General features: G+C 72.4%; 18 protein-coding genes. 11 read left to right on the forward strand and 7 right to left on the reverse strand.

From position 1 onward, the window contains the following. From LQV45_RS08460 to LQV45_RS08480, 5 genes are all read left to right on the forward strand, one after another. A partial coding sequence (locus LQV45_RS08460) for a response regulator (protein ID WP_230006611.1) occupies window positions 1-317 on the forward strand: 317 nt, incomplete at its 5' end. Window positions 318-375: 58 nt separating this feature from the next. After that, the gene (locus LQV45_RS08465; RefSeq protein ID WP_230006612.1) at window positions 376-1,056 is read left to right on the forward strand and encodes a nucleoside/nucleotide kinase family protein; all 681 of its coding nucleotides are present in this window, start codon (window positions 376-378) and stop codon (window positions 1,054-1,056) included. A 56-nt stretch (window positions 1,057-1,112) separates the two neighbouring features. After that, entirely contained in the window at window positions 1,113-1,475 is a 363-nt protein-coding gene (locus LQV45_RS08470; RefSeq protein WP_230006613.1) for a GntR family transcriptional regulator, read from the forward strand. Next, the gene (locus tag LQV45_RS08475; RefSeq protein ID WP_230006614.1) at window positions 1,472-2,368 is read left to right on the forward strand and encodes an ABC transporter ATP-binding protein; all 897 of its coding nucleotides are present in this window, start codon (window positions 1,472-1,474) and stop codon (window positions 2,366-2,368) included. Before LQV45_RS08470 ends, LQV45_RS08475 begins: the two co-directional genes overlap by 4 nt. After that, window positions 2,365-3,093, forward strand: a complete 729-nt coding sequence (locus LQV45_RS08480) for a hypothetical protein (protein WP_230006615.1) — start codon at window positions 2,365-2,367, stop codon at window positions 3,091-3,093. Before LQV45_RS08475 ends, LQV45_RS08480 begins: the two co-directional genes overlap by 4 nt. Window positions 3,094-3,113: 20 nt before the next feature. Here LQV45_RS08480 and LQV45_RS08485 read toward each other — a convergent pair whose 3' ends face one another. Further along, the gene (locus LQV45_RS08485) at window positions 3,114-3,650 is read right to left on the reverse strand and encodes a hypothetical protein (RefSeq protein WP_230006616.1); all 537 of its coding nucleotides are present in this window, start codon (window positions 3,648-3,650) and stop codon (window positions 3,114-3,116) included. Between LQV45_RS08485 and LQV45_RS08490 the strand changes: the two genes are divergently transcribed. The 3 genes from LQV45_RS08490 to LQV45_RS08500 all read left to right on the forward strand — a co-directional run bounded on the left by LQV45_RS08490 (window position 3,636) and on the right by LQV45_RS08500 (window position 6,248). Continuing rightward, window positions 3,636-3,851, forward strand: coding sequence for a hypothetical protein (locus LQV45_RS08490; protein WP_230006617.1), 216 nt, complete (start codon window positions 3,636-3,638; stop codon window positions 3,849-3,851). The genes LQV45_RS08485 and LQV45_RS08490 overlap by 15 nt on opposite strands. Window positions 3,852-3,912: 61 nt before the next feature. Further along, a complete protein-coding gene (locus tag LQV45_RS08495; protein WP_230006618.1) occupies window positions 3,913-5,220 on the forward strand; it encodes an HNH endonuclease signature motif containing protein in 1,308 nt (435 codons plus the stop codon). Window positions 5,221-5,291: 71 nt separating this feature from the next. Beyond that, window positions 5,292-6,248: an NAD-dependent epimerase/dehydratase family protein gene (locus tag LQV45_RS08500; protein ID WP_230006619.1), complete on the forward strand. Its 957-nt coding sequence runs from the start codon at window positions 5,292-5,294 to the stop codon at window positions 6,246-6,248. 9 nt (window positions 6,249-6,257) lie between these two features. Here the strand turns inward: LQV45_RS08500 and LQV45_RS08505 are convergent, their stop codons facing one another. Next, window positions 6,258-6,824, reverse strand: coding sequence for a ribonuclease H (locus LQV45_RS08505; protein ID WP_230006620.1), 567 nt, complete (start codon window positions 6,822-6,824; stop codon window positions 6,258-6,260). Window positions 6,825-6,989: 165 nt separating this feature from the next. Here LQV45_RS08505 and LQV45_RS08510 point away from each other — a divergent pair, with 165 nt between their 5' ends. Further along, window positions 6,990-7,553, forward strand: a complete 564-nt coding sequence (locus LQV45_RS08510; RefSeq protein ID WP_230006621.1) for a hypothetical protein — start codon at window positions 6,990-6,992, stop codon at window positions 7,551-7,553. A gap of 8 nt (window positions 7,554-7,561) precedes the next feature. Here the strand turns inward: LQV45_RS08510 and gnd are convergent, their stop codons facing one another. From gnd to LQV45_RS08530, 4 genes are all read right to left on the reverse strand, one after another. Next, on the reverse strand, window positions 7,562-8,620 hold the full coding sequence (gnd, locus tag LQV45_RS08515) for a phosphogluconate dehydrogenase (NAD(+)-dependent, decarboxylating) (RefSeq protein WP_230006622.1): 1,059 nt from the start codon (window positions 8,618-8,620) through the stop codon (window positions 7,562-7,564). An 82-nt stretch (window positions 8,621-8,702) separates the two neighbouring features. Further along, the gene (locus LQV45_RS08520) at window positions 8,703-9,206 is read right to left on the reverse strand and encodes a bifunctional nuclease family protein (RefSeq protein ID WP_230006623.1); all 504 of its coding nucleotides are present in this window, start codon (window positions 9,204-9,206) and stop codon (window positions 8,703-8,705) included. Window positions 9,207-9,240: 34 nt separating this feature from the next. Further along, window positions 9,241-9,861, reverse strand: coding sequence for a response regulator transcription factor (locus LQV45_RS08525; protein WP_230006624.1), 621 nt, complete (start codon window positions 9,859-9,861; stop codon window positions 9,241-9,243). Continuing rightward, window positions 9,858-11,021: a sensor histidine kinase gene (locus tag LQV45_RS08530; protein WP_230006628.1), complete on the reverse strand. Its 1,164-nt coding sequence runs from the start codon at window positions 11,019-11,021 to the stop codon at window positions 9,858-9,860. Before LQV45_RS08530 ends, LQV45_RS08525 begins: the two co-directional genes overlap by 4 nt. 146 nt (window positions 11,022-11,167) lie before the next feature. On the opposite strand from LQV45_RS08530, the gene LQV45_RS08535 reads away from it, so the two are divergent. After that, on the forward strand, window positions 11,168-12,244 hold the full coding sequence (locus LQV45_RS08535) for an FtsX-like permease family protein (RefSeq protein ID WP_230006625.1): 1,077 nt from the start codon (window positions 11,168-11,170) through the stop codon (window positions 12,242-12,244). Further along, entirely contained in the window at window positions 12,241-12,942 is a 702-nt protein-coding gene (locus LQV45_RS08540) for an ABC transporter ATP-binding protein (RefSeq protein ID WP_230006626.1), read from the forward strand. The genes LQV45_RS08535 and LQV45_RS08540 overlap by 4 nt, the downstream gene beginning before the upstream one ends. Here LQV45_RS08540 and LQV45_RS08545 read toward each other — a convergent pair. Continuing rightward, the coding region (locus LQV45_RS08545; RefSeq protein WP_230006627.1) for a hypothetical protein at window positions 12,923-13,315 on the reverse strand (393 nt) is incomplete at its 5' end. The two genes, LQV45_RS08540 and LQV45_RS08545, sit on opposite strands and share 20 nt — an antisense overlap.

Genomic DNA, 13,315 nt, shown 5'->3' on the forward strand with positions numbered 1-13,315 from the left:
CCGCCGGTCTCGACGCCGTGGAGTGCTACGACGGCTCCACCGCGCTGCAGATCCTGCGCGAAAGCCGTCCCGCGGTGGCGATTCTCGACTGGATGATGCCCGGAATGGACGGCCTCGAACTCGCCCGCCTCGTCCGCGCCGACGACGCTCTGAAGAGCACTCGCCTGATCCTGATGACCGCCCGCGTGGAGGCCGAGACGGAGGAGGGGTTCGCCGAGCGTCACGGATTCGACGTCGTGCTCATCAAGCCCGTCCCCCGCGCTGATCTCATCGCTACGGTGCTGAGTGAGCTGCAGGCGGCCCGCGTCGGCGTCTGACCCGTCCCCTCCCGTGGTCGATCCGTTCGCGGGCCCACGCCCCGGATAGATTCGGGGAATGCTGGCCCCCGCTTCCCCGCCCACGCACGCCGTCGAAGCCCTCGCCGACCGCGTCGAGCGCGCGGCATCCGGATCCGCGCGCTTCCTGCTCGGGATCGCCGGCAGCCCGGGCAGCGGCAAGACGACGCTCGCGGCCGCGCTCGTCGACGAGCTGAACGCCCGCCTCGCCGGGGTGGCGGCCGCTCTGCCGATGGACGGTTTCCACCTCGCCAACGCCACGCTCGAGCGTCTCGGGCGGCGCGACCGCAAGGGGGCACTCGACACGTTCGACGGGTGGGGGTTCCTCGCCCTGCTGCACCGGGTGCGCGCCGAGACCGACCACACCGTCTTCGCACCGAGCTTCCACCGCGCCGTCGACGAGGGCGTCGCGGGCGAGATCGCGATCGAGCCCGCCGCACGCCTCGTCGTGGTCGAGGGAAACTACCTCCTCGTCGACGACGGCCCGTGGGCGCTCGTGCGCGAGGCTCTCGACGAAACGTGGTTCTGCACCACTCCCCCGGCGGCGCGCGAGGCGCGCCTGATCGAGCGCCACACACGCCACGGGCGCACGGTGGAGGCGGCCACGGCGTGGGCGCGGAACGTCGACGGGGCGAATGCCGACCTGATCGAGACGACGCGCGATCGAGCTGACCTCGTGGTGTCCGGCGAGACAGGAGCCGTCGTCGCTCGCACCGCTTGACAGCAACCCCGCAGGCTCGTAGGTTCATTACTCAAGTAACGAACCAAAGGAGTCCGATGCTCGACGACGGCAAGCCGATCTTCCTCCAGATCGCGGAGTCGATCGCCGACGGCGTGCTGGCCGGCAGCTACCCCGAGGGCACACAGGTCCCCTCGACCAACGAACTCGCCGCCTTCCACCGCATCAACCCCGCGACCGTCGGCAAGGGCCTCGGCTTGCTCGTCGATCGCGGCATCCTGCACAAACGGCGCGGGCTGGGCATGTTCGTCAGCGAAGGAGCGCGTCAGCGACTCCGCGACGAACGCACCACCGCCTTCCGCGCCGACTTCGTCGCGCCGCTGCTCGCCGAAGCGCGCTCCCTCGGTCTCGATCTTCCCGACATCCACCGCATCATCGACCAGGAAGGGGCCTCGTCATGACACAGCCCGCCATCCGCCTGTCGGGGGTCTCGCGACGCTTCCGTCGCACGCTCGCCCTCGACTCCGTGACCGTCGACATCCCCGAGAACGCCATCACCGGGCTCCTCGGCCGCAACGGCGCCGGCAAGACGACGCTCATGTCGATCATCGCCGGCCACGACCGGCCCAGCACCGGTTCCGTCGAGGTGTTCGGCACCGATCCGTTCGAGAACGCCCTGACGATGTCATCCATCAGCTTCGTGCGCGACAACCAGCGCTACCCCGAGGACTTCACGCTGCGCCAGGCGATCGAGGTCGCCCCGCTCTTCCACGCCGGGTGGGATGCCGAGGTGGCCGAGCGCCTGATCCACGGCTTCCGGCTCCCCCGCAAGACCGCGATCAAGAAGCTCTCGCGCGGGCAGGCCTCCTCGCTCGGGATCGTGCTCGGCCTCGCCTCGCGCGCACCCGTGACGATCTTCGACGAGCCCTACCTCGGACTGGATGCCACGGCCCGACGCTTCTTCTACGACTCGCTCATGCAGGACTACCTCGACCACCCGCGCACGATCCTGGTGTCCACGCACCTCATCGACGAGATGGAACCCCTGCTCGAGCACGTCGTGATCGTCGACGACGGACGCCTCGTGCGTACGGCCACGGCGGACGAGCTGCGCGGCAGCGCCGTCACGCTGAGCGGACTGACCGCCGCGGTCGACGATCTGGCCGAGGGACGCCGCGTCCTCCAGCGCCGCACGATCGGCGGCCTCACGTCTCTCGTCGTCGAGACCCGGGCGGACGACGACCTGCGCGCGCAGGCCGCTCGCACCGGCGTCCAACTGACCTCGGCCACGCTGCAGGACCTCGTCGCCGCCTACGGCGTCCAGAACGACACCCGGGAAGGAACCCTCGCATGACCTCCGCCACCGTCACCCGCTCGCGCGGCGCCGCGCCGCTGGATGTCCTGCGCCTGCACTTCGCGCAGCGCGCGATGCTGCTGCGCACCCCGCCGGGCATCATGCTCATCGTGTTCGCGCTCACCGTGATCATCGCGATCATCTTCTGGCGGATCGGCTCGGTCCCCGGCAGCCCGGAGTGGGTGCAGAACAGTCGCAACAACGCGGCGGTCTTCTGGGCGCTGCCCGGCTTCTTCGGATGGCTCGGGGTCCAGACCGTGTCACTGACGTTCCCGCTCGCCCTGTCGCTCGGCAGCACGCGCCGCACCTTCGTCTTCGGCACCGTGCTCACCCACGTCGCGCTCTCGCTCTACGTCACCGCCATGCTGCTGGTCCTGCTGGCCATCGAGCTGGCAACGGGGCACTGGTTCTTCGACATCTACATGACCGACGTCACGATCCTCGGCTCCGGAAATCCCGTCCAGCTCGCGGTCACGGCGTTCCTCGGCACGCTCTTCGTCCTCTCGGTCGGCGGCGCCTTCGCCGCCGCCTGGGTGCGGTTCGGGGCACTCGGGCCGATCGGGCTCGCGGCGGCGCTCGTGGTCTCGCTGGGGATCGTCGTGATCCTCCTCGTCCCGATCGCGTCGGCGTTCCAGCCGTGGTGGGTCGCGGCGGCGGCGGGCGTGGTGATCGTCCTCGCCCTCGCGGGGCAGTACGTCTTCCTCCGACGCGCGTCCGTACGCTGAGGCCGCGCGGCGGGTCCCGCTCACCGCGCGGGCGGGACCGGCATGGTGCGATCGAGCGTCCAGCCGTTCTCGTCCACCGCGCCCGCGCCCGGCCGCTCCGCGTCGCGGCGGGCTGCCTCGGCATCCGCGTACATCAGCGAGACGAGACCGCGCTGCTTCCACAGCTGCTCCCGCGTGTACGCGTCCTCCGACATCACGAACGCACCGCCACCGGTCCGGTCCCGCAGCTCCGCGAGCCAGGCCGCATAGGCGGGATCGGGAAGGGATGCCGAGGGGAACGGCCGAGCCAGATCGATCAATCGCTCGGTGATGGCATCCACGGTCCACTCGGTCCGCCCGTCGTGGAACAGGTCCCACCCGCCGGCGCTGGAGTAGCTCAGCAGCTCAGGGCCTTCGTCGTCGTCCGATGAGGGCACGTGGATGCGGCACCGCCAGTGCCCCGTGGCGTACAGGTACGCATCGATCCGGATGCCGTGGAACCCGAGCTCGTGAGCGCGGGCGACCGCCCCGACGAGAGCGAACGGCGGGCGCGAGGGCGCGTCATGTTCGTCGATCATGATGCTCGACCGTACCCGCCCCTCCTCTCGGCGGACCCGCTGGCGCCGGGGTCGATACCCGGGGGGCCGGACCTCGTCCTGCGGGAGTACCGCGTGCGGTTCGACGGGCGCGACAGCCGCCGGTCGTCGCTGTGGCGCTGCGACCCGCATCCACGCTGCGTGTTCCACCAGGGCACGGCGCTCGGAGGGGACGACGACTGACCCCTCCTCCCCCTGTGGATAGCCCCGGCGCGATGTCGGAGGTCCGTGGCAGCATGTGTGCATGCCGGAACGACCACCGCTCTTCGACGATCGCGAGGACGCCGTCCTCACCGACGTCGTCGGTGCGCTGATCGAGAGCGAGCGCGCCCTCGCCGAGCTCGAGGCGGCGCGCATCCTGCAGTTCGCGGCCGCGATGCGTGTCGCCCTGCAGCGGTCGGCGCACCGGCCTCGAGCGGTGCAGGAGCGCGAGATGGCGTTGCGTTCGATCGCGGCCGAGATCGGGGTCGCGCTGCGCTGGAACGACCGCACGGTGCAGCGCCGCCTCGGCGAAGCCCTGCAGCTGGTCGACGACTTCCCCGCGACGCTGCAGGCGCTGTCCGAGGGGCGCCTGAGCCCACGCCACGCCGCGGTGATCCGCGACATCGGCGTCGAGATAGACGATCCCGCCGTGCGGGCGGAGTACGAGCGCCGCGTGGTCGAGCGGGCCGCGAACGACACCGTCGCCGGCACGCGGGCCTTCGCGCGCGCTCTCGTCGAAGAACTGCACCCCGTCTCGATCACCGAGCGCTTCGCACGCGCCGAGCAGCAGCGCCGGGTCTGGATCGACGACGACGTCGACGGCATGGCGCGGCTCGGGGTGCTCGACGGGGCGACGAAGATCCGCGCGATGTACGACCGCCTCACCCGACAGGCGAACGAGATCCGCGCGGTCGCACGGCCCGCCGCGGACGACGACACCGATCCGGATGCCGTGCACGACCGGCGCACGATCGACCAGGTCCGCGCCGACCTGCTGTGCGACCTCGTGCTCACGGGTCGGCCGGCGATCGATCCGACCTCCGACGTCCTCCCCGGCGGCCTCGGGGCCATCCGGGCGCACGTGTCGGTGACCGTTCCCGCGCTGACCGCTGCCGGGGCGAGCGACCGAGGCGCGTCGATCGACGGCCTCAGCCCCATCGATGCCGACACGGCGCGGCGACTCCTGGCGGGCGCGCCCGCCTGGGACCGTCTCGTCACCCACCCGGTCACGGGCACCGTCCTCGCCGTCGACCGCTACCGCCCCTCGCCCGCGATGCAGCGCTTCGTGCGTGCCCGCGACGTCCACTGCCGGTTCCCCGGATGCCGCCGGCCGGCGCGGCGGTGCGAGGTCGACCACAACCACGACCATGCTCGCGGCGGGACGACGAGCCGCGACAACCTCGCGTGCCTGTGCACGCGGCATCACACACTGAAGACCGAGACCCCCTGGACCGCCCGGCAGTTCCCCGACGGGAGCATCGAGTGGACGAGTCCGCTGCGGCGCGCGATCATCGATCGTCCCGAGAGATACGTCGCTTTCGTCCCCGAACCGGATCCGCCGCCGTTCTGAGTCGCTCCGGCACGTCCGCCCTCCGCGAACCCCTCTCGCTGCATGAGTCCGACGATGCTTGGCTGGCGACCATGCGACGCATCCTCATCCTCGGCGGCACCGCGTGGCTCGGCCGCGCGATCGCGGCGGCCGCGATCACCGGCGGCGCTGAGGTGACGTGCCTCGCGCGCGGCGACGCCGGTGCCGTCGCTGCCGGCGCCCGGCTCGTCCGCGCGGACCGGAACGCCCCGGACGCCTACGACGGCGTCGGCGGTGACTGGGACGAGGTCGTCGAACTCTCGTGGGATCCGCGATTCGTGGCATCCGGTCTCGACGCCCTGGCCGATCGCGCCGCGCATTGGACGCTGGTGTCGAGCGTGTCGGTCTACGCCCGCGCCGACGTCCCCTTCGCCGACGAGACGGCGGAGCTCGTCGACCCCGTCGACCTCGAGCGGTACGCGGATGCCAAAGTGCACGCCGAGCGGATCACCTCGGCGCGAGTGGGCGAACGGGGCCTGCTCGCGAGAGCCGGCCTCATCGTGGGCCCGGACGACCCCACCGACAGGTTCGGATATTGGCCCGCGCGCTTCGCCCGTGGCGGGCGTGTCCTCGTCCCGGCGACGGCGGGGCGTCACGTCCAGGGCATCGACGTGGACGACCTCGCCGCGTGGATCGCGCACGCCGGGCACGCAGGCACGAGCGGACCCGTCAACGCGGTCGGCGAAGAGGTCCCGCTCTCCGACGTCCTCGCGGCCGCCCGCGACGCGGCGGGCATCGCGAGCGAGACGATCGCCCTCGACGACGACACGCTCGAGTCCCGGGGAGTGGAGTACTGGGCGGGTCCCCGGTCGCTGCCGCTGTGGCTTCCCGCCGACGCGGCAGGCTTCGCGCGGCGCAGTGACGCCGCGTTCCTGGCCTCCGGCGGCGTGCGGCGACCGCTCGCCGAGACGATGCAGCGCACGCTCGACGATGAGCGGGCACGCGGGATCGATCGTCCGCGACGCGCCGGGCTCACCCCGTCCGAGGAGCGGGAGGTCCTCGAGGGCTGACGGCCGGGGCTACCGGCCGTTGCGGTCCGCGGCCGACCGGGGCGGTGCCGACGCGACCTCGAGCCGATCGAGCCCGCGCAACGACGTCCAGATGAGCTCCTCGCCCTTCGCGGCGTGCTGCGAGGCGCGCACGGCACGCTCGTCCGCCCACGAGTTCAGCACGTGGCCGCTGTGCCCCCGCACATGCTCGAGCACCACATCGGGAAGCCCCGCGGCGCGGCGAGCGTCGCGGGCGGCGATGAGGGCCTCCAGGATGCCGCGATTGGCGACCGGCTTCTTCGCCGACGTCACCCATCCGCGCCGACGGTGACCGTCCATCCACGACGAGTAGGTGTCGATCGCATACTTCGAGTCCGCTTGCACGACGAGCTCGCGCACCTCGGCGTGATCGGTGATGGCGTGCAGCAACCCCAGCAGTTCGCCGATGTTGTTCGTTCCCTCGGGGATCGACCCGGCCGCCCAGTGACCGTCCTCGCCCACCCACGCCCAGCCGGCGGGGCCCGGGTTGCCCTTGCAGGCGCCGTCGGTGGCGACGACGTAGCGATCGGAGGACGCGGACGCGGCGGAGCTACTCATCCCTCTATCCTCGCCGACCGCGGCGGCGGACCCGTCGCCGACGACCCGGATGAAGTGGCGGATGGACTCCGCCCGCTGCGCCCACGTCTTTCCGGGGGACCTCGGCAACGCACCGACGACCACGTGGCACCGTGAAGGCCCCTTCCCCGTCAGAAAGCCTGCGCGATGTCCGAAACCAGCGCCACGTCCGAACCCCGCACCACGTCCGAGCCCCGCGCCCGCCTGCACCCTGCCGCGATCACCGCTCTGACCGCTGCCGCGGTGATCATCGTGGCCGCGGTCGGGTTCCTGGTCTGGTTCCTGAACGGCCCGAACGCCGCGGCCGACCCGAACACCGCGGCGACGCAGAAACTCACGCAGTGGCAGGAGCTGTTCGAGCGGTATCGCGCCGAGCACGGCCAGCTGCCCGACCTGCCCGACGGCGGCTATTGCCTGGGCACCGGGTTCCCGACGGGGAGCGGCGGCACCGCCAACTGTCGCGACTACGACGCGAGCAGCTACTACACCGAGACGGGCAGCGTGCCGCTGATGGAGGCTCTCGCCTCCATCGGCACGCTGCCCGCAGGAGTATCCGCTCCGGTCGGCGGCACCATCGGCCCCTACGTCGAGTACCGCGGCGCCGAAGTCACCCTGCTGACCGCCGAAGACGGCGGATGCGTGGCTCCCGCCACCGACGTCTGGAACGACGGCGCCGCCCTCTTCGTCTGCGCGATCACGCTGACGCGCTGACGCCGCGCTCAGCCGGCGCTGTCCGCCTTCTTGCCGCCCGCTTCGAGCACGTCGCCCGCGGGGAGCTCCTGGTGACCACCGAATTGCAGTCGCATCGCCGAGAGCACCTGGTTGGCGAAGTGGTCCTCGCCGCGCGAAGCGAACCGCTCGAACAGCGACGAGGCGAGCACGGGGACGGGCACACCGGTGTCGACGGCGGCCTTCACGGTCCAGCGTCCCTCACCGGAGTCGGACACGCGCCCGGCGAGCCCGTCGAGCGTGGGATTCTGGGCGAGCGCAGCGGCGGTCAGATCGAGCAGCCACGACGAGATCACCGATCCCCGCCGCCACAGCTCGGCGACCTTGGCGGTGTCGATGTCGAACTGGTAGAACTCCGGCTCCTCCAGCGGCGCCACCTCGGCGGAGTGCTCGCCCTGGCGTAGGCCCGCGTCCGCGTTGTTCAGCACGTTGAGACCCTCGGCGAGCGCCGCCATGATGCCGTACTCGATGCCGTTGTGGACCATCTTCACGAAGTGCCCGGCACCGGAGGGTCCGCAGTGCAGGTACCCGCGCTCCTCGGCGGTGTAGTCGCCGGTGCGACCGGGCGTGCGCTCGACCTCGCCGGGCCCCGGTGCGATCGTGCGGAGCACCGGTTCGAGGTGCGCGACGGCCTCGTCGTGGCCGCCGACCATGAGGCAGTAGCCGCGTTCCAGGCCGAACACCCCGCCGCTCGTGCCGATGTCGACGTAGTGGATGCCGGTGTCGTTGAGCTTCGCGGCCCGGCGCACGTCGTCGCGGTAGTTGGAGTTGCCGCCGTCGATGATGATGTCGCCCGCCCCGAGGACCTCGGCGACCTCGTCGACCACGCCTCCCGTGAGGCCGGCCGGGATCATCAGCCACACCGCGCGGGGCTTTTCGAGCTTCGCGGCGAGGTCGGCGATGCTCGACGCCCCGATCGCGCCCTCGGCGGCCAGGCCCGCCACGGCATCCTGGTTCACGTCGTAGACGACGCACTCGTGGCCGTCCTTCATGAGTCTGCGGACGATGTTGGCGCCCATCCGTCCGAGTCCGACCATGGCGAGTTGCATCCGTACCCCGTTCGTCGTGGATGGTCGCCGCGATCGGCGGCCCACTCGCGAGTCTAGGAGCGTGGGCGACCCGGCGGCCGCGTCAGCCCTGGAAGTCGTCGGGGTCGACGTCGTCGAGGAACTTGCGGAACTCCTCCACCCGGTCGTCGTCACCGCGGGTGTCGAACTCCATCGCACCCTCCGGCACGCCCGCCTCGGTCAGCACGGCCTCGGCGACGAGGATGGGCGCGTCCGTCCGCGCGGCCAGCGCGATGGCATCCGAGGGCCGGGCGTCGATCACGAACGGGCCCCGCGGGGTCGCGAGCTGGATCTCGGCGAAGAACGTGCCTTCGACCAGCCGCGTCACGACGACGCGTTCGACGGATGCCGACAGCCCACGGATCATCACGGCCATGAGGTCGTGCGCGAGCGGGCGCGGGGTGGCCGCGCGCTCGATCGCGACGAGGATCGACATCGCCTCCTGCGGACCGATCCACACCGGCAGGACGATCCCTCCCTCGGCGCCGCCTCCCGGCAGCGGCGCGAGCAGGACGACATGCTGCTGGGCGGAATCCAGGGCCACCCCGAGCACGCGAACCGGGACCATGCCGCCATCGTACGGGGGCCGTGCGGACGTCCGGTCAGCGCAGCACCCCGAGGGCGCGGGCCGCGGACACCGCCGCGGTCCGCGAGGAGACCCCGAGCTTGGAGAACACGTGGGCCAGGTGCGACTTCACCGTGGCGTCGGTGATGTGCAGCCGCGCCGCGACCTCGGCGTTGGAGGAGCCACGGGCGACCAGACGGAGCACCTCGATCTCGCGCGCGGACAGGCTCACTCGCGGCTCGCGGAGCCGTGCCAGCAGGCGCCCCGCGATCGCCGGGGCCAGTGCGCTCTGCCCGGCGGCGGCCGCGCGCACCCCGGCCAGCAGCTCGTGGGGCGGCGCGTCCTTGAGCAGGTAGCCGCTGGCCCCGGCCTCGACGGCCCCGAGGATGTCGCCGTCGGTGTCGTAGTTGGTCAGCACGAGCACGTACGGGGGCGCGGCGAGCGCCCGGACCCGGCGCGTCGCCTCGGCCCCGGCGGCCCGGTCGCCGAACTGCAGGTCCATGAGCACCAGCTCGGGCGAGTGGGCGGCGGCGAGCGCGACCGCCTCGTCGGGGGTCGCGGCCGCGCCGACCACCTCGATGTCGGGTTCGGCTTCCAGGAGCGCCCGCACCCCGGCGCGCACGACCGGGTGGTCGTCGGCGATCACGACCCGGATCACGCGGCGGCTCCGTGGAGAGTGACCGCGACGACGGTGCCCCCGCCCGGCGCGCTCTCGACGACGAGATCGCCATCGAGCTGGTCGACGCGTTCGCGCATCGCGCGCAAGCCGAACGAATCGGTCCCGGATGCCGTCGCCTCGGCGCGGCCCGGATCGAATCCGCGGCCGTCGTCGGCGATCGAGAGCCGCACGTCCGGGCCGTCCTGCTCGAGGGCGACCCGCACGCGGGAGGCATCGGCGTGCTGGGCCACGTTCGCGAGCGCGCCCTGCGCGATGCGCAGCAGCGCCGCCTGGGAGTCCATCGGAAGGGCCGCCTCCGCGGACGTCACGGTCTCGACGTCGATCCCTTCCCGCTGCGCCCACCCCTCGGCCAGCCGCCGCAACGCCGAGCCGAGACCGCGCTCCAGGTTCGGCGGCGCGAGCTCGCGGATGAACCGTCGCGTCTCGGCCAGACCGTCGGCGGCGGTCTGGCGCGCCAGCCGGATGTGCGCGATTCCCGGCCCCGTGGCATCCGCCCGCTCTGCCGCGTGCAGCAGCATCTGAATGCTCGACAGCCCCTGCGCGACGGTGTCGTGGATCTCGCGTGCGAGGCGCGCCCGCTCGGCGAGGACCCCCTGCTCGCGTTCGGTCGCCGCCAGCCGGTCGCGGGTCGCGAGCAGTTCCGCGACGAGCGCTTCGCTCTCGGCGCTGCGCCGCTGCAGCGCGCCGTACCCGAGCCCGATGAGCAGCGCGACCCCCGCCCCCACGACGGGTCCGACGACCCCGCCGACGGTGAGGCCGCCGTGCACCGCGAATCCGGCGATCGTGAGGGTGGTCGCGCCCACGACCGCGGCCGGTCCCGCCCATCCGGGCAGCAGGTGCAGGTAGAGGAAGAACAACGGGAAGACGAGGTAGGCCGCCTCGGGCACGAGCCACATCAGCGGTGCCCACACGAGGGTGAGGGCGCATACCCACGCGATGCCTCCGGTCCTGCTGCGCCGACGGGCGATCCCGAGGCCGGCGACGTACACCAGGGCCAAGAGCGCCGCCAGCACGAGCGGCCACAGCGACGCGCCGGTCCAGACGACCCGCACGACGACGAGCGCGAGGAGGCCGGCGAACAGCGCGTGGAGTCCCACGCGCAGCCCCGTGAAGACGGGAGCGAGGGTGCGGTGCGGCATGTCGTCCTCCAGGGTACGGATGCCGGGCGCCCGGCGGATCATCCGAAAGGTGGAGAGGATGTTCGCCCACGTCGGCGATGACCCGCGCGGCCTCCCCGACGAGGGTGGAGGCATCCGGTGAGATCCGCCGGGCGGAAGGAGGCGACGTGTACGTCGCATGGCGCGATCTGCGGTTCGCCCGCGGGCGGTTCGCCCTCATCGGGGCGGTCGTGGCCCTCATCACCCTGCTCGTGGGGTTCCTCTCGGGCCTGACCGGCGGACTGGCGGCGCAGAACGTCTCCGCGGTGCTCGAGCTCCCCGGCGACCGCCTGGTCTTCCAGCCCGTCGACGGCGCCGCGGCGACGTTCACGGACTCCACGATCTCGGATGCCACCGTCGCCGCGTGGCGCGCGGCCCCCGGCGTCGATGCCGTCGACCCGATCGGCATCGCGCAGGGTCGCGCCGAAGGCCCCGGCGGCAGCGGCGGAGTGGCGCTCTTCGGGCTCGGTGCGGGCTCCGACTCCACCGCCCTGACCGCCCTCGCCCCCGCACGCGACGGCGACGTCGGCCTGTCGGCGGGTGCCGCGAGTGCGCTCGGAGCCGCGGTGGGCGATGACATCACCGTCGCCGGGACGACGTACCGCGTGGCATCCGTCGGGGGCGACGCCTGGTACAGCCACACTCCGGTGGTCGCGCTCACCACGTCGGCGTGGGCCGCGCTGGACACGCGGCTGGGCGGCTCGGGCGCGGCCACGGTCCTCGGCGTGAGCGGATCGCCCGCGTGGGACGACGTCGCGGCGCAGACCGGCACCACCGCGACCGGGACGCTCGCCAGCCTCACGGCGTTGCCGACCTTCCGTTCCGAGATCGGCTCGCTGGCGCTCATGATCGCGATGCTCTTCGGGGTCTCGGCCCTCGTCGTCGGCGCGTTCTTCACGGTGTGGACCATGCAGCGAGCCGGCGACATCGCCGTCCTCAAGGCGCTCGGGGCGAGCACACCCGCGCTCGTGCGCGACGCACTCGGTCAGGCGTTGGTCGTTCTGCTCGTCGGCGTCGGCGTCGGTATCGGCCTCACCGCGCTCCTGGGCGCCGCGGCCGGCGGAGCGCTGCCGTTCGTCCTGAATCCCCTCACGACCCTCGCCCCGGGCCTGGCGATGATCCTGCTCGGCACTCTCGGCGCGGCCGTGTCGCTGCGCACCGTCACGAACTCCGACCCCCTCACCGCACTCGGGAGCACACGATGATCCTTCTCGACGACGTCACCCTCACCTACCCCGACGGCGATTCGCGCGTCACCGCGGTCGACCGCGTGACCATCGAAGGCCGCCCGGGCATCGTGACCGGCATCACCGGCCCGTCGGGGTCGGGCAAGTCCAGCATCCTCGCGATCGCCGCCACCCTCGTGCGGCCCGATTCCGGTCGGGTGCTCGTCGACGGGACGGATGCCACGACCCTCAGCCGCGCCGAGGCCACCACGCTGCGCCGAGAGAAGATCGGCATCGTCTTCCAGCAGCCGCAACTGCTCCCCGCGCTGACCGCGCGCGAGCAGGTGCGTGTCATGGCCGAGCTCGGCGGACGCGGGACCCGGGCACGCCGGGCCGCGGTCCGGGCCCGCGTGGACGATCTCCTGGATGCCGTGGGGCTGATCGATCAGGCCGAGCGTCGTCCCGCCCAGCTCTCGGGCGGTCAACGTCAGCGCATCGCGATCGCCCGTGCCCTCGTGCACGAGCCGCGCGTGCTGCTGGTCGACGAACCGACGAGCGCCCTCGACCGCCAGCGCGGGGCCGCGATCATGGAACTCCTCGCCCGACTGACCCGGGAGCGCGGGACGGCGACGCTGCTCGTCACGCACGACCTCGTCCACGAGAGCGCGCTCGATGAGACCGTCGAAGTGGTCGACGGAACGGCGCGCCCCGCGGGTCTCACCAGCCGAACGCGTTGAACCACTCGCGGCGCTGATCGGCCTCGGCGCGCGTGGGGTCTCCGCGCCAGCTGTCGTGCGGGGTCAACGTTCCACTCTCGAGCGGGACGAAGGCCCAGCACACGGGGCAGAGACCTCGACCCCCGGGGAAGCCGTCGTCGAGCGTCGCGGCGGGCGGTGCCGGTGTGCCCGCTCCGGAGCATTCCGGCGGATCGGCCTGCAGGTCGTTCCAGAGCAGAGACCCGCCACGGCGGTGATGCAGACCGCGGTGGCCCTTCTCACGCGTGCAGATCTCTCCCTTTCGGCGACTCAGGCACAGCCTGCGCGCCGCGCCGGGAAGGGCCGCCAGCGTTCGCGTCATCCTTCGATTCTCGTCGCTGCGCGCGAACGCTGG

Source organism: Microbacterium sp. Bi128, from assembly GCF_918698205.1.